The organism is Micromonospora sp. WMMC250 (assembly GCF_027460215.1).
Taxonomy (GTDB): Bacteria; Actinomycetota; Actinomycetes; order Mycobacteriales; family Micromonosporaceae; genus Micromonospora; species Micromonospora taraxaci.
In genome coordinates, this window is the sequence record NZ_JAPZBJ010000002.1 from 509,655 (window position 1) to 534,502 (window position 24,848).

A 24,848-nucleotide genomic window follows, 5' to 3' on the forward strand; every position below is an offset into this window, starting at 1 on the left:
AGGGCCGAACGATGGCCGATGAGCAGCAGCTTCTCGACTACCTCAAGAAGGTCACCGCTGATCTGCGGCGCACCAAGCGTCAGCTGCAGGCCGTCGAGTCACGCGACCAGGAGCCGATCGCGATCGTCGCGATGAGCTGCCGCTTCCCGGGCGGTGTGAACAGCCCGGAAGAGCTGTGGCGGATGCTCGCGGACGGCCGGGACGGCATCACCGAGTTCCCGGCCGACCGGGGCTGGAACGTGGAGGAGCTCTACGACCCCGACCCGGAACACCGGGGCACCACGTACACCAAGCACGGCGGGTTCATCGACGCGGTCGGCGAGTTCGACGCCGCGTTCTTCGGGATCTCGCCACGCGAGGCCCTCACCATGGACCCGCAGCAGCGACTGCTGCTCGAATCGGCGTGGGAGACCTTCGAACGCGCCGGCATCGACCCGCTGTCGCTGCGCGGCACCAGCACCGGCGTCTACGCCGGCGTCACCATGCAGGACTACAGCGCACGGGTGCTGATGAGCGCACCGGACGCCATCGAGGGACAGCTGCTGACCGGTAGCTCGACGAGCGTGGTGTCCGGGCGGATCGCGTACTCCCTCGGGTTGGAGGGGCCGGCCGTCACGATCGACACCGCCTGCTCGTCGTCGCTGGTCGCCGTCCACCTGGCGGCGCAGTCGCTGCGCCGCGACGAGTGTTCCCTGGCCCTCGCCGGCGGTGTCGCGATCATGTCGACGCCGACCCCGTTCGTCGAGTTCAGCCGGCAGCGTGGCCTGGCCCGCGACGGCCGCTGCAAGGCGTTCGCCGCGTCCGCCGACGGCACCGGCTGGGCCGAGGGCGTCGGCCTGGTGCTCCTGGAGCGGCTCTCCGACGCGCAGCGCCTGGGCCACCCGATCATCGCCGTGGTACGCGGCAGCGCCCTCAACCAGGACGGCGCGTCCAACGGCCTCACCGCCCCGAACGGCCCGGCCCAACAGCGCATGATCCGCCAGGCGCTCACCGACGCGAAGCTGACCGCCGCCCAGGTCGACGTGGTCGAGACCCACGGCACCGGCACCACCCTCGGCGACCCGATCGAGGCGCAGGCCCTGATCGCCACGTACGGCAAGCAGCGGGCCGCCGAACGGCCGCTGCTGATCGGCTCGGTCAAGTCGAACATCGGCCACACCCAGGCCGCCTCCGGCATCGCCGGCATCATGAAGATGGCACTGGCCATCCAGCACGGGGTGGTCCCGCCCACCCTGCACGTCGACGAGCCCACCGGCCAGGTCGACTGGTCGGCCGGCACCGTCGCGCTGGCCACCGAACGCCTGCCCTGGCCGGACACCGGCCTGCCCCGTCGCGGCGGCGTGTCGGCGTTCGGGGTCAGCGGCACCAACGCCCACGTGATCCTGGAAGAGGCTCCGGCCCCGTCGTCCGAGCCGGTGACCCCGGCCCTGTCGTCCGAGCCGGTGACCCCGGCGGCGGCCGGCGGGGCGCTGCCGTGGGTGCTGTCCGGGCGTACCGAGGCGGCGATGCGGGAGCAGGCCAGCCGGCTCGCTGCCCATCTGGACGCCGTGGGATCCGTCGACCCCGCCGACGTGGGCTTCTCCCTGGCCACCACCCGGGCGGCCCTGGAACATCGGGCCGTGCTGGTCGGCCGGGACCTGGCCGGCCTACGTGAGCGCCTGGACACGCTCGCCGCGCAGGGGCCGGACGCCGCCGACGCGTACGCCTGCCGTGGTGAGACCGCCGGCGCGGTGCTCGTCTTCCCCGGTCAGGGCTCCCAGTGGGTCGGCATGGCAGCCGAGCTGATGGAGACCGCGCCGGTGTTCGCCGCCCGGATCGAGCAGTGCGCGGCGGCCCTGCGGCCGTACACCGAATGGTCCCTGCTCGACGTGCTGCGCTCCACCGACCCGGAGGTGTTGAAGCGGGTCGACGTGGTGCAGCCCGCGCTCTGGGCGGTCATGGTCGCGCTCGCCGAGCTGTGGCGCTCGTACGGTGTCGTCCCGGCGGCGGTCGTCGGCCACTCGCAGGGTGAGATCGCCGCCGCCGTCGTCGCCGGAGCGCTGTCCCTGGAGGACGGCGCGAAGGTCGTCGCGCTGCGCAGCCAGGCCCTGTCGGCGTTGTCCGGGCTGGGCGGCATGGTCTCGGTCGCGGCACCCGCCGACGCGGTGCGGCGACGGCTGGAGACCTACGTCGGGCGGATCAGCGTCGCCGCCGTCAACGGCCCGGCCTCGGTCGTGGTGGCCGGCGACGCGGACGCCCTGGACGAGCTGCTCGCCGAGTGCGAGCGCGACGGCGTACGGGCCCGGCGGATCAATGTGGACTACGCCTCGCACTCCGCCCACGTCGAGCGGATCCGTGACGCCGTGCTCACCGCACTGGACGGGCTGGGCCCCGGCCCGGCGGACATCCCGTTCTACTCCACCGTCACCGGCGAGCCGCTCGACACCAGCACGCTGGACGGCGACTACTGGTTCCGCAACCTGCGCCAACAGGTCCTCTTCGCGGAGACGGTGGAACGCCTGCGGGCCGACGGGCACCACGTCTTCGTGGAGTGCAGCCCGCACCCCGTGCTGACCGGCGGGCTCACCGAACTGCTCGGCGGCGCGGACGAGGCCGCCGTCATCGGCAGCCTGCGCCGGGACGAGGGCGGGCTGGCCCGCTTCACCCGGTCACTGGCCGAGGCCCACGTGCACGGCGTCCGGCTGGACTGGTCGGCGGTGTTCCCCAGCGCGCGTACCGTCGCCCTGCCCACCTACCCGTTCCAGCACCAGCGCTACTGGCTGGAGGTGGAGTTCGGCGCGGCCGACCCGGGCGCCGGCACCGGCGGTGGCACCCCGGCCGAAGCCGGCTTCTGGTCGGCTGTGGACCGCGCCGACGTGGGCGCGCTCACCGCCACCCTCGGCGTCGCCGACGACGTGGTCGAGCCGATCCTGCCCAGCCTCACCTCGTGGCACCGGGGTAGTCGCGACCAGGCGACTGTCGACTCGTGGCGGTACCACATCGCGTGGCGTCCGCACCCGGGCGGCGCGGACGGCACCCCCGCCGGCACCTGGCTGGTCCTGGTCCCGACCGGGCGACGCGGCGACGACCGGGTCACCGCCGCCCTCGACACCCTCGGCCGGCACGCCGCCGGGGTGATCGCCGTCGAGGTCGACACCCGCACCGCCGACCGGGACTCGCTGGCCGACACCCTGCGTGGCGCCCAACCCGGCGGCATCCTGTCCCTGCTCGCCCTCGACGAACAACCGCTGCCGGAGCACCCGGACGTGCCGGCCGGCTTCGCCGCCACCGTCGCGCTCACCCAGGCGCTCGGGATCGCCGACCTCGGTGCGCCGCTGTGGTGCGCCACCTCGGGCGCGGTGTCGGTCGGTCGTACCGACCCGGTCACCAACCCGGCCCAGGCGTTGGTCTGGGGCTTCGGGCGGGTCGCCGCGCTGGAGCACCCGGACCGGTGGGGTGGGCTCGTCGACCTGCCCGGCGAGCTGGACGAGCGCACCCGTGGCCTGCTCGCCACGGTTATCTCCGGCGCCACCGGCGAGGACCAGGTGGCAGTGCGCAGCAGCGGCGTCTTCGGCCGCCGGCTGGTCCGCGCGCCGCTCGCCGGGACCGCCCCGACCCGCCGCTGGAACCCCGAGGGCACCGTCCTCATCACCGGCGGCACCGGCGCGCTCGGCGGACACATCGCCCGCTGGCTGGCCCGCTCCGGAGTCGGGCACCTGCTGCTGCTCAGCCGTCGCGGACCGGACGCCCCGGGAGCCGCCGACCTCACCGCCGACCTCACCGCGCTGGGCACCACGGTCTCCGTGGTGGCCTGCGACGCCGGCGACCGGGACGCCCTGGCCGCGGTCCTCGCCGACGTGCCCGCCGCGCACCCGTTGACCGCCGTGGTGCACACCGCCGCCGCTATCGACGACACCGTCGTCGACGCCCTCGACGTCGACCGGATGTCCCGGGCCCTGCACGCCAAGATGACCGCGGCGGCCAACCTGGACGAGTTGACCCGCGACCTGGACCTGGCCGTCTTCATGCTCTGCTCCTCGGTGGCCGGCACCCTGGCCAGCTCCGGCGTCGGCAACTACGCCCCCGCGAACGCCTACCTCGACGCGCTCGCCCAGCAACGCCGGGCGGCCGGACGGCACGCCCTCTCGGTGGCCTGGGGCGCCTGGGACGGTGGCGGGTTGGCCGACGGGCGCTTCGGTGACCTGCTGGACCGGCACGGCATGCCCGGCATGGCACCGGCCCTCGCCATCGAGGCGCTGCGCGGTGCCGTCGACCACGACGAGACGTACCTGGCCATCGCCGACATCGCCTGGGACCGGTACTTCGTCGCCTTCACCGCGACCCGCGCGGCCCCACTGCTCGACGCGGTGCCCGAGGTGCGGGAGCTGCGCTCGCGCGCCGCGACGACCGAGGCCGGCGACCCTACCGCGACACCCGCCAACACCTACGCCCGGCAGCTCGCCGGCCAGTCCGAGGCGGACCAGCGGCGCACGTTGCTCGACCTGGTCCGCGCCCAGGTGGCCGCGGTGCTCAGCTACCCGTCGCCCGACGCGGTCGAACCACGCCGTACCTTCCAGGAACTCGGCTTCGACTCGGTCACCGGCGTCGAGCTGCGTAACCGGTTGGCCCGCGCCACCGGTCTGCGTCTGCCGGCCACCATGGTCTTCGACCACCCGTCCCCGCACGCCCTCAGCGCCCGTCTGCGCGAGCAGCTGCTGGACACCGACACCGGGCCGGCCGCCGCGGCCCCGACGACCGCCGTGGCGGCGGACGAGCCGATCGCCATCGTCGGCATGAGCTGCCGCTACCCGGGTGGCGTCGGCTCCCCGGAGGACCTGTGGCGGCTGGTCGCCGCCGACGGTGACGGCATGGGTGTTTTCCCTGCGGATCGGGGCTGGGATTTAGGGGTGTTGTTCGATCCCGATCCCGACAACGCTGGGACCACATACACCCGGACCGGCGGGTTTCTCTACGACGTAGGTGAGTTCGATGCCGAATTCTTTGGTGTCAATCCGCGTGAGGCATTAGCGATGGATCCTCAGCAGCGGTTGTTGTTGGAAGCCTCCTGGGAGGCCGTCGAGCGCGCCGGAATCGACCCGGCGGGGCTCGCCGGTTCGCGTACGGGCGTCTTCGCGGGCACCAACGGTTCCGACTACTCCGCCGTGCTGTTCGGCGCCTCCGACGGCCTGGAGGGATACCTGGCCACCGGCAACGCCGGGGCGGTCCTGTCCGGCCGGGTGTCCTACGTGCTGGGTCTGGAGGGGCCGGCGGTCACCGTCGACACGGCCTGCTCGTCGTCCCTGGTGGCGCTGCACCTGGCGGCGCAGGCCCTGCGCAGCGGCGAGTGCGACCTCGCACTGGCCGGCGGCGTGACGGTGATGGCCACCCCGTCGTTGTTCGTCGGTTTCTCCCGTCAGCGGGGCCTGGCCGAGGACGGCCGCTGCAAGGCCTTCGCCGGGGCGGCCGACGGCACCGGATTCTCCGAGGGCGTCGGAATGCTGCTCGTGGAGAGGCTTTCCGATGCTCGCCGAAACGGTCACCGCGTCCTCGCCGTGGTACGCGGTTCCGCTGTCAATCAGGACGGCGCATCGAATGGTCTGACCGCGCCGAACGGGCCTTCCCAACAACGCGTCATCCGGGCGGCTCTGGCCAGTTCCGGATTGTCCGCCGCGGATGTCGACGTGGTCGAGGCGCACGGCACCGGAACCCGACTCGGCGACCCGATCGAGGCGCAGGCGCTGCTCGCCACCTACGGCCAGGACCGTCCCGCCGACCAGCCGTTGTGGCTCGGGTCGGTCAAGTCCAACATCGGGCACACCCAGGCCGCCGCCGGGGTCGCCGGGATCATCAAGATGGTCGAGGCGCTGCGGCACGAGACCCTGCCGCGCACGCTGCACGTGGACGAGCCGACCCCGCAGGTGGACTGGTCCGACGGCGCGGTGGAGCTGCTCACCGAGCCGCGGTCGTGGCGTGCGGGCGAGCGCCCGCGCCGGGCCGGTGTCTCGTCGTTCGGGGTCTCCGGCACCAACGCCCACGTGATCATCGAGGAAGCGCCGGCGGTCGCCGCCGACGAGGTCACCGCGACGACGCCGGACGTGCCGTGGCTGCTGGCCGGGCGCACCGCCACGGCGGTCGCCGACCAGGCACGGCAGCTCGTCGCGCTGGACGCCCCGGCCGGCGAGGTGGCCTACTCGCTGGCCGCTACCCGCTCGGCGTTCAGCCAGCGGGCCGTGGTCCTCGGCCCGGAGCACCGCAGCGGCCTGAACGCGCTCGTCGACGGTCTGCCGTCGAGCTCGGTGATCACCGGCTCGGCGTACCCCGACGCGCCTGTCGTCTTCGTCTTCCCCGGCCAGGGCTCGCAGTGGGTCGGCATGGCGGTCGGGCTGCTCGACGCCGAACCGGTGTTCGCCGCCCGGATCGCCGAGTGCGCGGCGGCGCTCGCGCCGTTCGTGGACTGGAACCTCCTGGACGTGCTGCGCTCCGACGACCCGTTGGAGCGCGTGGACGTGGTGCAGCCGGTGTTGTGGGCGGTGCACGTCGCGTTGGCCGAGGTGTGGAAGGCCAGGGGCGTCACCCCGGACGCGGTGATCGGCCACTCGCAGGGCGAGATCGCGGCGGCCTGCGTCGCCGGTGTCCTCTCGCTCGGCGACGCCGCCAAGGTGGTCGCGCTGCGCAGCAAGGCCCTGCTGGCGGTCGCCGGCACGGGCGGCATGGTCTCGGTCAACGCCGGTCTGGACGTGGTCACCCCGCTGCTCACCGACGGTGTGACGGTCGCGGTCGTGAACGGCCCGACCAGCGTGGTCGTCGCGGGTGCCCCCGCCGACCTGGACGTGTTCCTGGCCGTCGCGGAGGTGGCCGGCGTACGGGCCAGGCGGGTCAAGGTGGACTACGCCTCGCACTGCGCACTCGTCGAGCCGGTCGAGGCCGAACTGGCAGACCTGCTCGACGGTGTGCGGCCGCTGCCCGGCGCGGTGCCGATCTTCTCCACAGTGCAGGACGGCGGGGTCATGGACGCCGCCTACTGGTACCGCAACCTGCGCCAGCCGGTCCGCCTGGACCAGGCCGTCGAGGCCGCGTACGCCGCCGGGCACCGGATCTTCGTCGAGGTCAGCGCCCACCCGGTGCTCACCGGCGCGATCGCCGACACCGTCGACGCGGCCACCGTCGGCACCCTGCGCCGCGACGCGGGCGGCACCGACCAGGTCGAGCGAGCCCTGGCCGAGGCCTGGGTACGCGGCGCGCCGGTCGACTGGAGCACCGTCATCCCGGCCACCCGGGTCGTCGACCTGCCCACCTACCCGTTCCAGCACCAGCGCTACTGGCCCACCGGTGGCGGGGCGACGGCCGCAACCGACCCGGTCGACAGTCAGTTCTGGCAGGCCGTCGAGGACGGCGACCTGACCCCGCTGGGCATCACCGGCGACGGCGGGGACCTGCTGCCCGCGCTGGCCACCTGGCGGCGTACCCGCCGGGAGAGGGGCACCACCGACACCTGGCGCTACACCGTCGGCTGGACCCCGATCCCGGACGCCGGCACCCCGCCCCGGCTCGACGGCACCTGGCTGCTCGTCGTACCCGACACCACCGACCAGCACCGGATCGCCACCGACTGCGCCGCCGCCCTGCGTGACCACGGCGCCGAGGTCCTGGAGATCGCACCGGCCACCACCGAGCGCAGCGAGCTGGCCGGGCTCCTGAACCGGCTCTCCGACATCGACATCCCGATCGCCGGTGTCCTGTCGTTGCTCGCGCTCGACCAACGTCCGGATCGAGAGAACCCGCAGATCACCACCGGGACGACCGCCACGCTGACGCTGCTGCAGACGCTCGGCGACATCGGTTCCCCGGCGAAACTGTGGTGCGTCACCCGTGGGGCGGTTGCCGTCGCCCCCGGCGAGGACGTGCCGCACCCGGCCCAGGCGATGCTCTGGGGCCTTGGACCCGTACTCGAGGCCGAGGACCCGCAGCGCTTCGGCGGGCTGATCGATCTGCCCGACACCCTCGACCCGGTGGCCGGAACCCGGCTCGCCGTCACCCTGCGCGGCGAGCCGGGTTCGACCGGCGATAACCAGGTGGCGATCCGGTCCGCCGGCGCGGTCGCCCGCCGCCTGCGGCCGGCCCCGCCCACCGTCGCGACGCCGACGACCGGCTGGTCGCCCACCGGCGCCACACTGGTCACCGGCGGCACCGGCACGATCGGCGCACACGTGGCGCGCTGGCTGGCCGGACGGGGCGCCGAGCACCTGGTGCTCACCAGTCGTCGCGGTCCGGACGCTCCCGGTGCCGGTGAGCTGCGTACCGAGTTGGAACAGCTCGGCGCACGGGTGACCATCGCCGCCTGCGACGTCGCCGACCGCGACGCCCTGCGCGCGCTGGTCGACGGCATCGACGACCTGACCGCCGTGTTCCACCTCGCCGGTACCCGCGACTCCGGCCTGCTGACCGGGCTCACCGGTGACCGTCTGGCCGCCGTCGCCGCCGGCCGGGCAACCGGCGCCCGCCACCTGCACGAGCTGACCCGCGATCACGACCTGACCGCGTTCGTGCTGTTCTCGGCGCTCGCGGGGACGCTCGGCAGCACCGGGCAGGGCGCGTACGCCGCCACGAACGCGTACCTGGACGCCCTGGCCGCCCGGCGCGTCGCCGCGGGTCTGCCCGCCACCTCGATCGCCTGGGGCGACTGGGCGGGCAGCGAGGCCGCCGGCGATCCCGCGATCACCCCGTTGCCCACCTCGTCCGCCCTGACCGCGCTGGGGCAGGCCCTCGACCACGGCGACACCCGGATCGTGCTGGCCGACATCGGCTGGGACCGCTTCGCCGAGCAGCACCCGGCCGGCCCGCCACGTCTGGTTACCGACCTGCCCGCGGTACGCGCCGCGCTGGCCGCCGGCACCGGCGACCCGTCGACCGCGCCGTGGCTGCGTCGCATCGACGGGCTCGACCCGGCCGAACGGGACGCCGTCCTGCTCGACCTGGTCCGTGCCCAGGCGGCAGCGGTGCTCGGCCACCCGGACAGCACCGCCGTCGAGCCGGACCGGGCGTTCAAGGAACTCGGCTTCGACTCGCTGACGGCGGTGCAGCTCCGCAACCAGATCAGCGTCGCGACCGGGGTGAAACTGCCGGCGACCCTGGCCTTCGACCACCCCACCGCCCGGGCCCTCACCACCCACCTGGTCGGCCGGATCGTCGGTGACTCGGACACCGAGCTGCCGCTGCTGGCCGAGGTGGACCGCCTCGCCGGTCTGATCTCCGGACGAACCCTCGACAAGGGCGCGCGGGCCCAGCTCACCGCCCGACTGCAGGCACTCCTGGCCGACGTGCACGGCACCACCGAACACACCGGCGACACCGTCACCGAGAAGCTCCAGTCGGCCAGCGCCGACGAGATCTTCGACTTCATCGACACGCAACTCTCGGTGTCCTGACACCGAGCGCTGCGCGCATCCGGAGGGGTTGGCAAGCGATGCTGACTGAAGACAAGCTCCTCGACTACCTGAAGCGGGTCACCGCCGACCTGCACCAGACGCGGCAACGGCTGCGCGAGGTCGAGGCGGGCGAGCAGGAGCCGATCGCCATCATCGGCATGGGCTGCCGCTTCCCCGGCGACGTCCGTACCCCCGAGGACCTGTGGCAACTGCTGCTCGACGGCCGCGACGCGATGGCCGAGTTCCCGGACGACCGGGGCTGGGACCTGGACGCCCTGTTCGGCGACGGCACCGGCGCGGCGGGCACCTCCGATGCCCGCCAGGCCGGCTTCGTCTACGACGCGGCCGACTTCGACGCCGCCTTCTTCGGCATCTCGCCACGCGAGGCCACCGCGATGGACCCGCAGCAGCGGATGCTGTTGGAGGTCACCTGGGAGGCCCTGGAGCAGGCCGGGATCGACCCGGTCACGCTCAAGGGCAGCCAGACCGGTGTCTTCGCCGGCACCGCCGGCCAGGACTACGGCACGCTGCTGCTGGGTGCATCCGTTGGGCTGGAGGGGCACCTGCTCACCGGCAACGCGGCGGCCGTCGTGTCCGGCCGGATCTCCTACTGTCTGGGGCTGGAGGGCCCCGCGGTCACCGTCGACACCGCGTGCTCCTCGTCGCTGGTGGCGTTGCACCTCGCCGCTCAGGCCCTGCGCCAGCAGGAATGCGGGCTCGCGCTGGCCGGCGGCGCCACGGTGATGGCCACCCCGGGCGCGTTCCTCGAATTCTCCCGGCAGGGCGGTCTGTCCGGCGACGGGCGGTGCAAGGCGTTCGCCGCCGCGGCCGACGGCACCGGCTGGGCGGAGGGCGCCGGTGTGCTGGTCCTGGAACGGCTCAGCGACGCGCAGCGCAACGGTCACCCGATCCTCGCCGTGATCCGCGGCTCGGCGGTCAACCAGGACGGCGCGTCCAACGGGCTCAGCGCCCCGAACGGCCCGGCGCAGCAGCGCGTCATCCAACGGGCGCTGGCCAACGCCGGCCTCACCCCGAGCCAGATCGACACGGTCGAGGCGCACGGCACCGGCACCGGCCTCGGCGACCCGATCGAGGCGCAGGCGCTCATCGCCACGTACGGGCAGGACCGCGACCCGCAGCGCCCCCTGTGGCTCGGCTCGATCAAGTCCAACCTCGGCCACACCCAGGCCGCCGCGGGCGTCGCCGGGATCATCAAGATGGTCCTCGCGATGCGCGCCGGCGTCCTGCCGCAGACACTGCACGTGGACGAGCCGACCCCGCAGGTCGACTGGTCCGAGGGCGCCGTCGAACTGCTCACCAGCCGGCAGCCGTGGCCACGGACCGACGAGCCGCGCCGCTCGGCGGTCTCCTCGTTCGGGGTCAGCGGCACCAACGTGCACGTGGTCCTCGAACAGGCCCCGGAGGGCGCCGACGACACCGCACCGGCGGCCAGCACCGCGCCGGACGGACCGTGGCTGCTGTCCGGGCGTACCGAGCGGGCGTTGCGGGCGCAGGCGGCGAAACTGCTCGCCCGGGTGGCCGGCGACGACCGGATCGACCTGCGCGACGTGGCGTACGCCCTGACGGCCGACCGCAGCACGTTCGACCACCGGGCCGTGATCCTGCCCGGTGACCGCGCCGACCTGGTGCACCGGCTCGCGGCGCTGGCGGAGGGGCGCCTCGACACCGGAGTGCTCACCGGCCAGCGGCAGCCCGCGCGTACCGCGTTCCTCTTCTCCGGTCAGGGTTCCCAACGCACCGGTATGGGCAGCGACCTCGCCGCCGCGTACCCCGTCTTCGCCGCCGCGTTCGACGAGGTCTGCGACGCGCTCCAGCCGCACCTGGAGCAGCCGCTGCGCCGGGTGATCGCGGAGAACCCGGACGGCCTGTTGGACCAGACCGCGTACACCCAGGCCGGTCTGTTCGCCGTCGAGGTGGCGTTGTACCGGCTGGTCGAGTCCTGGGGCATCGTGCCCGACCACCTGATCGGCCACTCGATCGGCGAGCTGGCCGCCGCGCACGTCGCCGGTGTGCTGTCCCTCGCGGACGCGGCGACACTGGTCGCCGCGCGCGGCACCCTGATGCAGGCGTTGCCCGCCGGCGGGGTGATGGTCGCGGTGCGGGCCACCGAGGCCGAGGTGCTGCCCCTGCTGACCGACGGCGTCTCGATCGCGGCGGTCAACGGCCCGCGCTCGGTCGTGCTCTCCGGCGACCAGCAGGCCGTCGAGGCGGTCGCCGCGACCGTCGGCAGGGCCAAGCGGCTCACCGTCAGCCACGCCTTCCACTCGGCGCTGATGGAGCCGATGCTCGACGACTTCCGCCGGGTCGCGGAGAGCGTCACCTACCACGAGCCGCAGATCCCGATCGTCTCCAACGTCACCGGCCGGCTCGACGAGCGACTGGACGCCGCCTACTGGGTGCGCCACGTCCGCGACGCGGTCCGCTTCGCCGACGGCATCGCCGCCCTGGTCGACGCCGGCGTCACCACACTGGTGGAGATCGGCCCCGGCGGTGTCCTGACCGCCCTGGCCGACGAGTGCCTGACCGGCGGTCAGGTGGTCGTCGCCGCGTTGCGCAAGGACCGTCCCGAGCCGGTGGCGCTGCTCACCGCACTCGGCGGCCTGCACGTGCACGGCGTGTCAGTCGACTGGCGTGCCGTGCTCCCCGCCGGACGGCCGGTCCACCTGCCCACGTACGCCTTCCAGCACGAGCGGTACTGGCCGGACACCTCCCGCCGGTGGACCGGCGACCTGACCAACGTGGGCGTCCGCCCGGCGGGGCACCCGCTGCTCGGCGCGGCCGTCGCGCTCGCCGACGGCGCAGGCTTCCTCTACACCGGCCGGCTCAGCCTGGAGCAGCACTCCTGGCTCGCCGACCACGCCGTGCAGGGCACCGTGCTGGTGCCCGGCACCGGCTTCGTGGAGCTGGCGCTGCGCGCCGGCGAACAGGTCGGCACCGGCCACCTGCGCGAACTAACCCTCCAGGCGCCACTGGTGCTGCCCGAGCGCGGCGACACCGAACTGCAGGTGTCGGTCGGCCCGGCCGAGGACGACGGCTCCCGCGCCGTCACCATCCACTCCCGAGCTGTCGACTCCACCGACCCGGACAAGCCGTGGACCTGCCACGCCGTCGGCGTGGTCCAGGCCGTCGAGGCGTCCACCACCGACTGGCGGGACTTCACCACCTGGCCGCCGGCCGACGGCCGCCCCGCCGACCTCACCGGCTTCTACGACCGGCTCGCCGCGCAGGGCTTCACCTACGGGCCCGCGTTCCAGGCACTCCAGCGCGCCTGGGTGGCCGGCGAGTACGCGTACGCCGAGGTGCGCATCCCGGACGGCAGCGGCACCGACCCGGCCGACTTCGGCCTGCACCCGGCGCTGCTCGACGCGGCCATGCACGCCACCGGCCTGCTGCCGGCCCGGACCACCGAGCAGGGCAACCGGCTGCCGTTCGCCTGGAACGACGTCGCGCTGCACGCGGCCGGCGCCACCGACCTGCGGGTCCGCGTCCGGATCGCGGAGAACGCCGACGTGAGCGTCGCCGTCGCGGACACCACCGGCGCACCGGTCGCCGAGGTGCGGATGCTCACGCTGCGTCCCATCTCCGCCGATCAGCTCGCCACCCCCGACGACACGCTCTTCCACGTCGACTGGCCGGCCGTCACGACCACCGCCGGCGACCCCGGCCGGATCGCGATCCTCGGCAACGACCTGCCCGAACTCGCCGACATCTCCGCCGACCGTTACCCGGACCTCGCGGCCCTCGGGGTCGCCCTGGCCGGTGGCGCGGACCGTCCGGACCTGGTCCTGGTCGGCTGCTCCGGAGCGGACTCCGATCCCCGGTCCACCCACGCCACCACAGTCGCCGCGCTGGTCACCGCGCAGCACTGGCTGGACGACGGCGCGTTCGACGGGGCGCGGCTGGTGGTGGTCACCCGTCAGGCGATCGCCGCCGGCCCGGACGAGGACGTGACCGACCTGTCCGCCGCCCCGGTCTGGGGCCTGATCCGCTCCGCCCAGTCGGAGAACCCGGAGCGGTTCGTCCTGGCCGACCTCGACGGACACCCGGCGAGCGCGGGCCGGCTGATCGAGGCGGTCACCACCGGTGAACCGCAGGTCGCCGTCCGGCGCGGCACGGTACGGGTGCCCCGGCTGGCCCGGCTCGCCCCGCCCCGGGAGCCGAACCCCCCGCTCGACCCGGACGGCACCGTCCTGATCACCGGCGCCACCGGCACCCTGGGCGGTCTGCTGGCCCGGCACCTGGTCACCCGGCACGGTGTCCGGCACCTGCTGCTCACCAGCCGCCGGGGCAGCGCCGCCGAGGGCAGCGCCGAACTCTGCGCCGAACTGACCACACTGGGCGCCGCGGTGACACTGGCAGCCTGCGACACCGCCGACCGCGCCGCGGTCGCCGCGCTGCTCGCCTCCGTGCCCGCCGAGCACCCGCTGACCGCCGTGGTGCACGCCGCCGGGGTCTCCGACGACGGCGTGGTCAGCGCGCTCACCCCGGGCCGCGTCGGCGCGGTGCTGCGACCCAAGGTCGACGCCGCCCACCACCTGCACGACCTGACCCGGGACGCGAACCTCAGCGCGTTCGTCCTGTTCTCCTCTCTCGCCGCGACCCTCGGCGGTGGCGGTCAGGGCAACTACGCGGCGGCGAACGCCTACCTGGACGCGCTCGCCCAGCACCGACGGGCGGCCGGGCTGCCCGGCGTGTCCCTCGTCTGGGGCCTCTGGGACGCCCGCAGCGGCATGTCGGAGCACCTCGACGACACCCACTTCTCCCGCATCGCGCGCGGCGGCATCGTCTCCATGCCGTCCGCCGACGCGCTCGCGCTCTTCGACCGGGCGATCGCCGCGCCGGTGCCGGTGGTCGCGCCGGCCCGGCTGGACTTCGCCACCCTGCGGGCGCAGAGCGCCCAGGGCGGCGTACCGGCGCTGCTGCGCGGGCTGGTCCGGGTGCCGGGAGGCAAGCCGGGTGCCAAGACCCGCGCCGGCAACGCGTTCCTCACCCACCTCGCCGCCCTCGCCGAGGCGGACCGGGAGCGGGCACTGCTCGATCTCGTACGCGGACAGGCAGCCGCCGTCCTCGGCCACCCCGGGCCGGCGGCCGTCCCGCCGCAGCAGCCCCTCTCCGAACTCGGCGTCGACTCGCTCACCGCCGTGGAGATCCGCAACCAGTTGGGCGGTGCCACCGGGCTGCGCCTGCCGGCCACCCTCATCTTCGACTACCCGACCCCGCAGGCCCTCGCCGGATACCTGCACGAACAGCTCGGCGGCATCGAGGCACCGACGGCGGCGAGCACCGAGGCCGCGCCGGTCGCCGCCGACGAGCCGATCGCCATCGTCGGCATGGCCTGCCGCTACCCCGGCGGGGTGCGGACGCCGGAGGACCTGTGGCAGCTGGTCGACCTGGGCACCGACGGCATCACCGGCGTGCCGGAGGACCGGGGCTGGGACATCGCCGGCCTCTACGACCCGGAGGCCGACCGACCGGGCGGCTTCTACGTGCGTGAGGGCGGCTTCCTCGACGGCGCCACCGACTTCGACGCCGCGTTCTTCGGGATCAGCCCCCGCGAGGCGGTCGCCATGGACCCGCAGCAGCGGGTGCTCCTCGAGGTGTCCTGGGAGGCGATCGAGCGGGCCGGTATCGACCCGGTGTCGCTGCGCGGCAGCCGGACCGGTGTGTTCGCCGGCACCAGCGGCCAGGACTACGGCGGCGTCCTCGGCCGTGACCCGTCCAGTGTCGGCGGCTTCGGCCTGACCAGCACCACCGCCAGCGTCATCTCCGGGCGGGTGTCGTACGCGCTCGGCCTGGAAGGGCCGTCTCTGTCGGTGGACACCGCCTGCTCGTCGTCGCTCGTCGCCCTGCACCTCGCGGCCCAGGCGCTGCGGCAGGGGGAGTGCTCCCTCGCGCTGGTCGGTGGCGTGATGGTGATGGCGACCCCGGCCGCGTTCGTCGCGTTCAGCCAGCAGCGCGGATTGGCACCGGACGGACGGTGCAAGTCGTTCGCCGGGTCCGCCGACGGGATCGGCTGGGCCGAGGGCGCCGGTGTCCTGGTGGTGGAGCGGCTATCCGACGCACGGCGCAACGGCCACCACGTCCTGGCCGTGGTCCGCGGCAGCGCGATCAACCAGGACGGCGCCTCCAACGGCCTGACCGCCCCGAACGGCCCGTCGCAGCAACGCGTCATCCGCGCGGCACTCGCCAACGCGGGCCTGGGCAGCGCCGACGTCGACGTGGTCGAGGCACACGGCACCGGCACGGTGCTCGGCGACCCGATCGAGGCGCAGGCGCTGCTGGCCACCTACGGTCAGGGTCGCCCGGCGGACCGGCCGCTGCGACTCGGCTCGATCAAGTCGAACATCGGGCACGCGCAGGCCGCCGCCGGTGTCGCCGGGATCATCAAGATGGTCGCGGCGATCCGCCACGAGACGATGCCCCGCACCCTGCACGTGGACGAGCCCACACCCGAGGTGGACTGGTCGGCCGGTGCGGTCGAGCTGCTCACCGACGCCCGGCCCTGGGAGGCGTACGGGCGGCCACGGCGGGCCGGCGTCTCGTCCTTCGGGGTCTCCGGCACCAACGCCCACGTGATCATCGAGGAGGCGCCGGCCGCGCCGGCCGACGAGTCGACAGTGGTGTCGCCGGACGTGCCGTGGGTGCTGTCCGGGCGTACCGCCAAGGCCGTCGCCGACCAGGCCCGCCGACTCGCCGACCTGGAGTCGGAGCCGGCCGCTGTCGCCCACTCGCTGCTGAGCCGATCCGAGTTCGCGCAGCGAGCTGTGGCGCTCGGCCCGGACCACCGGGCCGGTCTGGCCGCGCTGGCCGACGGGATGCCGTCGAGCGCCGTCGTCTCCGGTGTGGCCCGTTCGTCGGGCGTGGTGTTCGTGTTCCCCGGTCAGGGTTCCCAGTGGGTCGGCATGGCGGCCCGGTTGTTGGAGTCCGAGCCGGTGTTCGCGGCCCGCGTCGCGGAGTGTGCGGCGGCTCTGGCGCCGTTCGTGGACTGGAACCTCCTTGACGTGCTGCGTTCCGACGACCTGTTGGAGCGGGTGGATGTGGTGCAGCCGGTGTTGTGGGCGGTGCACGTCGCGTTGGCGGAGGTGTGGAAGGCCAAGGGCGTCACCCCTGACGCGGTGATCGGTCATTCGCAGGGTGAGATCGCGGCGGCCTGTGTCGCCGGGGTGTTGTCGCTCAGCGACGCGGCGAAGGTCGTCGCCCTGCGCAGTCAAGCCCTGTTGGCGATTGCCGGCAGCGGCGGGATGGTGTCGGTCAGCGCCGGTCTGGACGTGGTCACCCCGTTGTTGACCGAGGGGGTCAGCGTCGCCGTGGTCAACGGTCCGACCAGTGTCGTGGTGGCCGGTGCGGATCTGGAGCCGTTCCTGGCCGCTGCCGAGGCGGCGGGGGTGCGGGCCAGGCGGGTGAAGGTTGACTACGCGTCGCACTGCGCGCTGGTCGAGCCGGTGGAGGCGGAGTTGGCCCGTCTGCTCGACGGGGTGGGACCGCAGCCGGGGTCGGTGCCGGTGTTCTCCACTGTGGAGGACGGCGGGGCTATGGACGCCGGGTACTGGTATCGCAACCTGCGGCAGCCGGTGCGTCTGGATCTGGCGGTGCAGGCTGCTTATACCGCCGGGCACCGGATCTTCGTTGAGGTCAGCGCCCACCCGGTGCTGACCGGGGCGATCACCGACAGCGTCGACGTCCCCGCCATCGGCACGCTACGTCGAGGTGAGGGCGGCACCGGTCAGATCGTGCGGGCCCTGGCCGAGGCGTGGGTGCAGGGCGCACCCGTCGACTGGACCACAGTCATCCCGGCCACCCGGACCGTCGACCTGCCCACCTACCCCTTCCAACACCAGCGGTTCTGGGTCGACGAGGTCAACCTCCCGATCAGCGCCGACATCGCCACCGCCGGCCTCAACCCGGCGAGCCACCCGATGCTCGGCGCCGCCATCCCCCTGCTCGACTCCGACGCTGTCCTCTTCACCGGCCTGCTCTCCGTCGAGGCCCACCCCTGGCTCGGCGAACACAAGGTGATGGGCGCCAACGTCATGCCCGGCACCGCCTTCGTCGAACTCGCCCTGCACGTCGCGGGTCAGACCGGATGCCGGCGGCTGGAAGAACTGACACTGCTCACCCCGCTGATCGTCCCCGAACGCGGCGCCCGCCAACTCCAGCTCTGGGTGGGCCCGCCGGACGGCAACGGCCGGCGCGCCATCAACGTCCGCTCCCGCTCCGACGAGGGCGAAACCGGCGACCCGTTGGACGCCACCGGCTGGATCCACCACGCCACCGGCGCGATCAGCACCGCCGCCGACCCGACCGGGCCGGCCGACCTCACCACCTGGCCGCCACCCGGCGCCCGACCGGTCGACCTCTCCGAGTTCTACGAGGCCGTCAGCCGGACCGCGTTCGACTACGGGCCGATGTTCCAGGGCCTGCGCGCCGCCTGGGTCACCGAGGACGACGTCTACGCCGAGCTGTCCCTGCCCGAGTCGGGCCGGGCCGCCGCAGGCGCGTACGGCATGCACCCGGCCCTGCTCGACGCCGGCCTGCAGGCCATGTCGCTGAACACCTTCCTGACCCGGATGGGCGACGGCGAACCGGCCGAGCGCAGCCGCCTCCCGTTCGTGTGGAGCGGCATCTCCCTGCACACCACCGGCTCCTCCAGCTTCCGGATCCGACTCAAGCCGGCCGGCGCCGTCGGCGTCTCGTTCACCGTCGCCGACAGCACCGGCGCCCCGGTCGCCGAGATCGACTCGCTGATCATGCGGCCGGTGTCGGCGGACCGGCTGGCCAGCGCCCGCGGCGGCGACCACGAGTCGCTGTACCGGCTGGACTGGACGCCGGTGCTGCCCGGCACTGCGCCGGCCACCGCTGTCGTCGGCGTCGACCCGTACCAGCTCACCCGCGTCGCCGGCACCGGATACCCGGACCTGGCCGCGCTGGCGGACGCCCCGGCCGTACCCGAGATGGTCTTCGTGACGCTCGACGCGGATCCGCAGGCGGCGGCCGAGCCTGGCACCGGCGCGCGACGCAGCACCACAGTCGCGCTCGACCTGGTGCAGCGCTGGCTCGCCGAACCCGCGTTCGGGGCGTCGCGACTGGTCGTCGTCACCCGGGGTGCGGTCGCGGCGAACACCGGCGACCCGGCCGACGACCTCGCCGCAGCCGCCGCGTGGGGCCTGATCCGCACTGCGCAGGCGGAGAACCCGGACCGCTTCGTCCTCCTCGACCTCGACGACGATCCCACCTCGCTGACCGTGGCCGTCCCGGCCGTCGCCTCCGGTGAGCCGCAGGTGGTCGTCCGTGCCGGTCGGCCGCTCGCACCGCGCCTCGCACCGGTCCCGGTGGCCCCGGAACCGCGCACCGACATCGCCGGTGGCGACCCGGACGGCACCGTTCTGATCACCGGTGGCACCGGCACCCTCGGCGGGCTGCTCGCCCGACACCTGGTCACCGAGCACGGGGCCCGGCGGCTGGTGCTGACCGGACGTCGCGGGCGCTCCGCCGACGGGGTGGAGGCCCTGGTCACCGACCTGACCGAGCTCGGCGCCCAGGTCGTCGTGGAGGCCTGCGACGCCACCGACCGGGACGCGCTCGCGGCGGTCCTCGAGCGGATACCCGCCGACCAACCACTGACCGTGGTGCACGCGGCCGGCGCCTTGGACGACGGCGTCATCACCGCGCTGACCCCGGACCGCATCGACGCCGTGCTGGCACCGAAGACCGACGCCGCGTGGAACCTGCACCTGCTGACCAGGGACCGCAAGGTCGCCCGGTTCGTGCTGTTCTCCTCGGCGGCCGGCGTCCTCGGCGGCGCGGGCCAGGGCAACTACGCGGCGGCCAACGCCTTCCTCGACGAGCTGGCCCGGCACCGGCGGGCGCTCGGCCTGCCCGCCGAGTCGCTGGCCTGGGGCCTGTGGGAGCAGGCCAGCGGTATGACCGGGCACCTGGACGGCGCCGACCTGCGCCGGGTGGCACGCGGCGGCGTCCGCCGACTGCCGACCGCCCGTGCGCTCGCCCTGTTCGACACGGCAGGCGTACTCGACGAACCGCTGCTGGTGCCGGCGGACCTGGACCTGGCCGGGCTGCGCAACCAGCCGGTGGAGACCGTGCCGGCGCTGCTGCGCGGTCTGGTCCGAGGCGCGGCCCGGCCGGTCACCGAAGCGGCCGGCGGCCCGTCGGTCGTGGGCCTCGCCCAGCGGCTCGCCGGTCTCGCCGACGAGGACGCCGACGCCCTGGTCCTCCAGGTGGTACGCGCCAACGTCGCGGCCGTCCTCGGCTACCCGGGCCCCGACGACGTGGACCCGACCCTGCCGTTCAAGGAACTCGGCTTCGACTCCCTGACCGCCGTCGAGCTGCGCAACCGGCTCAACGTCGCGACCGGCCTGCGGCTGCGCGCCACCCTCGTCTTCGACTACCCGAACGCCCACTCGCTCGCCGCGTACTTGCGGGCGCAGGTGGTGCCGGACGAGGCCGGGGCGGCCGAGCCGCTGCTGGCCGAGCTGAGTCGGATCGAAGCCGCCGTGGCCACGTTGCCCGGCGACGGTTCGGTACGCGAGCAGGTGACCAACCGCCTGCGTGACCTGCTGGCCGGGCTGGAGCCCACCGGCGCCGCGGACGTGACGCAGGACCTCGAGTCGGCCACCGACGACGAGATGTTCGAGTTCATCACCCGAGAGTTCGGAGTGTCGTGATGGCAGACGACGAGAAGCTTCGCCATTTCCTCAAGAAGGTCACCACCACCCTTCAGGAGACCAAACAGCAGTTGCACGAGGCCGAGAACCGGGACCGGGAACCGATCGCGATCGTCTCGATGAGCTGTCGGTTCCCCGGAGGCGTACGCGGGCCGGAGGACCTCTGGCAGATGCTCGTCGGCGAGCGCGACGCGCTCGGCCCCCTGCCCGCGGACCGGGGCTGGGACCTGGAGTCGCTCTACAGCCCGGACGCTGACGCACCCGGCCAGAGCTACGTGCGGGAGGGCTCGTTCCTGGACGACGCCGCGGACTTCGACGCCGCGTTCTTCGGGATCAGCCCGCACGAGGCGCTCGCCATGGACCCGCAGCAACGGCTGCTGCTGGAGGCGTCCTGGGAGGCGATCGAACGGGCCGGCGTCAACCCGCAGACCCTGCGCGGCAGCCAGACCGGCGTGTTCGTCGGCATCACCCAGCAGAACTACGGCACCGCGCTGCACGAGGCCCCCGAGGGCGTCGACATGTACCTCGGCACCGGCACCACCACCAGCGTCGCGTCCGGCCGGATCGCGTACAGCCTGGGCTTCGGCGGCCCGGCCGTCACCGTGGACACGGCCTGCTCGTCGTCGCTCGTCGCGATGCACTGGGCCGTGCAGTCACTGCGGTCTCGGGAGTGCGACCTGGCCCTGGTCGGCGGCGTCACGATCATGGCCGCGCCGGGCGCGTTCATCCTGTTCAGCAGGCAGAAGGGGCTGGCCGCGGACGGACGGTGCAAGCCGTTCGCCGAGGCCGCCGACGGCACCGCCTGGGGAGAGGGCGTCGGCATCATCATGGCCGAGCGGCTCTCCGACGCGCAGCGCAACGGCCACCCGATCCTGGCGATCGTGCGCGGCAGCGCGACCAACCAGGACGGCGCCTCCAACGGCCTCACCGCCCCCAACGGGCCGGCCCAGGAACGGGTCATCAGGGCCGCGCTCGCCAACGCGCGACTCACCCCGGACCAGGTCGACACCGTCGAGTCGCACGGCACCGGCACCACCCTCGGCGATCCCATCGAGGCGCAGGCGCTGCTGGAGACGTACGGCCGGGGTCGACCGGCGGAGAACCCCCTCTGGATCACCTCGGTCAAGTCGAACATCGGGCACACCCAGTCGGCGGCCGGCATCGCCGGGCTGATCAAGGCGGTCCTCTCCATCCAGCACGGGATCCTGCCGAAGACACTCAACGTCGACGCGCCTACCTCACACGTCGACTGGTCGACGGGTGCCGCGCAGGTCCTCACCGAGACGATCCCGTGGCCGGAGACCGGGCACCCGCGCCGGGCCGGGGTGTCGTCCTTCGGCGTCTCCGGCACCAACGGGCACATCATCCTGGAGCAGCCGCCCACCGGGGCTCCCGTCGACACCACCGACCCGACCGACGGTCCGGTCGCCGCCTGGCCGATCTCGGCGCGTACCGAGGCCGGTCTCGTCGCGCAGGCCCGCCGTCTGCACGACCACCTGACCCGGCACCCCTCGCTCACGCCGTCGGACGTCGGCCACTCCCTGTGGACGACCCGGGCCACCTTCGACCACCGTGCCGTGGTCGTCGGCACCGACCGGGACGAGATGCTGACCAGCCTCGCCGAGTTCCCCGACGGCAGCGCACCCCGCGCCGACCGGCAACTCGCCGGCAGACCGCTCTTCGTCTTCCCCGGCCAGGGCTCACAGTGGCTCGGCATGGCGACCGAGATGCTCGACTCCGAGCCGGTCTTCGCCGCCCGGATCGCCGAGTGCGCCGCCGCCCTCGACCCGTACGTCGACTGGTCGCTGCTGGACGTGCTGCGCTCCACCGACCCGACCGCGCTGGACCGCGTCGACGTGGTGCAGCCCGCGCTCTGGGCGGTGATGGTCTCGCTCGCCGAAACCTGGATTTCCCGTGGCGTACGACCCGGCGCTGTCATCGGCCACTCACAGGGCGAGATCGCCGCCGCCTGTGTGGCCGGCGCGCTGTCGCTGACCGACGCCGCCAAGGTGGTCGCCCTGCGCAGCCGCGCCCTGCTCGCCCTGTCCGGCACCGGCGGCATGGTGTCGGTGAACGCCCCGCTCGCCACCGTCGAACCGCTGCTCACCGACGGGATCGCCGTCGCGGCCGTGAACGGCCCGTCCAGTGTGGTCGTGGCGGGCGCCGACGTCGCGGCCTTCCTGACCGCCGCCCAGACGGCCGGAGTCCGCGCCCGGCAGGTGCAGGTGGACTACGCCTCGCACTGCGCCCAGGTGGAACCGATCGAGGCCGAGCTGGCCCGACTCCTGGACGGGATCACGCCGACCACCGGCACCGTGCCGATCATCTCCACGGTCACCGGCGCGCCGATCGACGGCACCGCGATGAACGCCGCCTACTGGTACGACAACCTGCGCAACCCGGTCCGCCTCGACCTGGCCGTGCACACCGCCCTGGACGCCGGTCACGCCCTGATCGTCGAGATCAGCCCGCACCCGGTGCTCATCGCCGGGCTCACCGGCCTCGCCGAGGACGCCGGCGGCGACGCCGTGGTCCTGGGCACGCTGCGGCGCGGCGACGGCGGGCTCCGGCGGTTCACCCACTCGCTGGCCTCCGCCTACGTGCACGGTGCCGCGGTGGACTTCGCGACGGTCCACCCGCAGGGGCGTACCGTGCCGTTGCCGACCTTCGCGTTCCAGGGCCGGCCGTACTGGCTGGGCGGCCAGCGGCCCCCGACTCCCGCCGTCGTGGCCCCGAGCACTGACGACGCTCTTTTCTGGAACGCCGTCGAGCGGCAGGACGCGGACGTGCTCGCCGCGACCATCGGCGTCGACTCGGCGGCGGTGGGAGACCTGCTCCCGGCCCTGTCGTCGTGGCGGCAGCAGCGGCAGACCGGCTCGAAGCTGGACAGCTGGCGCTACCGCGACGAGTGGGTACGCGTCCCCGACCAACCGGCGCGTCTCACCGGCACCTGGCTGGTCGCCGTACCGGCCGGGATCGACTCGCCGCTGCCGGCCGAGGTCAGCTCGGCGCTGCGAGGCGGCGGCGCACGGGTCGTGCCGGTGGAGGTCGACCCGTTCGACGTCCACCGCACCGCATTGGCCGCCCAGCTCACCCTGGCCCTCGACGCGGCGGACTGTGACCGTCCGGACGGTGTGCTGTCCCTGCTCGCCCTGGACGAGCGGGTCCTGGCCCGCTACCGCTCCACCCCGCGCGGTTTCGCCGCCACCGTCGTCCTGGTGCAGGCCCTCGGTGACCTCGGTATCGGCGCGCCACTGTGGTGCGCGTCGCGGGGCGCGATCGGCACCGGACCGGGCGACCCCCTGGTCAACCCGGCCCAGGCGCTGCTCTGGGGCTTCGGCCGGGTGGCCGCCCTGGAACACCCGGAACGTTGGGGCGGGCTGGTGGACCTACCGGCGACGCTCGACGAGCGCGGCGCCAACCTGCTCTGCGCCCTGCTCTCCGGCGCGACCGGCGAGGACCAGGCCGCGATCCGCGCGCCCGGCCTCCTCGGCCGGCGGCTGATGCGCGCCCCGGTCGGCGACCGCAGCCCCGCTCGCCGCTGGCAGCCGCGCGGCACCACTCTCGTCCTGGGCGGCACCGGCGGTCTCGGTTCCCAGCTGGCCCGATGGCTGGCCGCGCACGGCGCCGAGCACCTGCTGCTGGTCAGCCGACGCGGCCCGGACGCACCGGGCGCCGAGGCGTTGCGCGACGACCTCACCGCGCTCGGCGCGACGGTCACGGTGGCCGCCTGCGACGCCGCCGACCGTAGCGCCCTGGCCGCGCTGATCGACGCGATCCCCGCCGAGACGCCGCTGACCGCTGTGGTGCACAGCGCCGCCGTCCTCGACGACTGCGTGATCGACGCCCTGGAGACCCACCGCGTCGACGGCGTCCTGCGCGCCAAGGTGGACTCCGCCCGCCACCTGCACGAGCTGACCCGGGACCTGGACCTGGACGCGTTCATCACGTTCTCCTCGTTCGCCGGCACGGTGGCCAGCTCCGGCGTCGGCAACTACGCCCCCGCGAACGCCTACCTGGACGCCCTGGTGCAGCACCGCCGCTCGCTCGGCCTGCCGGGCACCGCGATCGCCTGGGGCGCCTGGGGTGGCGGCGGCATGGCCGACGGTGACTTCGGTGAACTGCTGACCCGGCACGGCGTCGCCGAGATGGCACCCGAGCTGGCGATCACCACGCTGCGCCAGGCGGTGGAGCACGACGAACCGTTCCTCACCGTCGCCGACATCAGGTGGGAGCGGTTCTTCGTCGCGGTCACCGCGACCCGGCCCAGCCCTCTGGTCAGCGCGATCCCGGAGGCACAGCAGGTGCTCGCGGCGATCGCCCGCGACGGCGACGGGGCCGGCGAGAGCGCCGCCGCGCGCCTCGCGGGCCTGCCGCCGGCGGAGCGGGCCAAGGCCCTGCTCGACACGGTACGGGCGCAGGTGGCCACGGTGCTCGGCTACGCCTCCGCCGACGAGGTGCCACCGAAGAAGGCCTTCCAGGAGCTGGGGTTCGACTCGGTGACCGCCGTGGAACTGCGCAACCGCCTGGGTGCCGCCACCGGGCTGCGGCTGCCCGTCACCCTCGTCTTCGACTATCCGAACCCGACCACGCTCGCCGCCTTCCTGGACAGCCTGTGCGGCGGGACGGGGGACACCTCCGCGCTGGACGACCTGGACCGCCTGGAGGCGGCCCTGGACAGCCTCGAACCGGACGACGTCACGTACGTCCGGCTGATGACCCGCATGCAGGCGCTCGTCGCGGA

1 protein-coding gene and 3 pseudogenes are annotated in these 24,848 nt (G+C 74.0%); all 4 read left to right on the forward strand.

What is annotated here, in order from left to right:
• Positions 1-11 precede the first annotated feature (11 nt).
• A pseudogene (locus tag O3438_RS34280) lies at positions 12-89 on the forward strand (polyketide synthase docking domain-containing protein); the annotation flags it as partial.
• A 33-nt stretch (positions 90-122) separates the two neighbouring features.
• Positions 123-9,404, forward strand: coding sequence for a type I polyketide synthase (locus O3438_RS02200; RefSeq protein WP_442929695.1), 9,282 nt, complete (start codon positions 123-125; stop codon positions 9,402-9,404).
• A 38-nt stretch (positions 9,405-9,442) separates the two neighbouring features.
• A pseudogene (locus tag O3438_RS34285) lies at positions 9,443-9,493 on the forward strand (polyketide synthase docking domain-containing protein); the annotation flags it as partial.
• A pseudogene (locus tag O3438_RS02205) lies at positions 9,473-24,693 on the forward strand (type I polyketide synthase); the annotation flags it as partial. The pseudogenes O3438_RS34285 and O3438_RS02205, both read left to right, overlap by 21 nt.
• Positions 24,694-24,848: the final 155 nt, after the last annotated feature.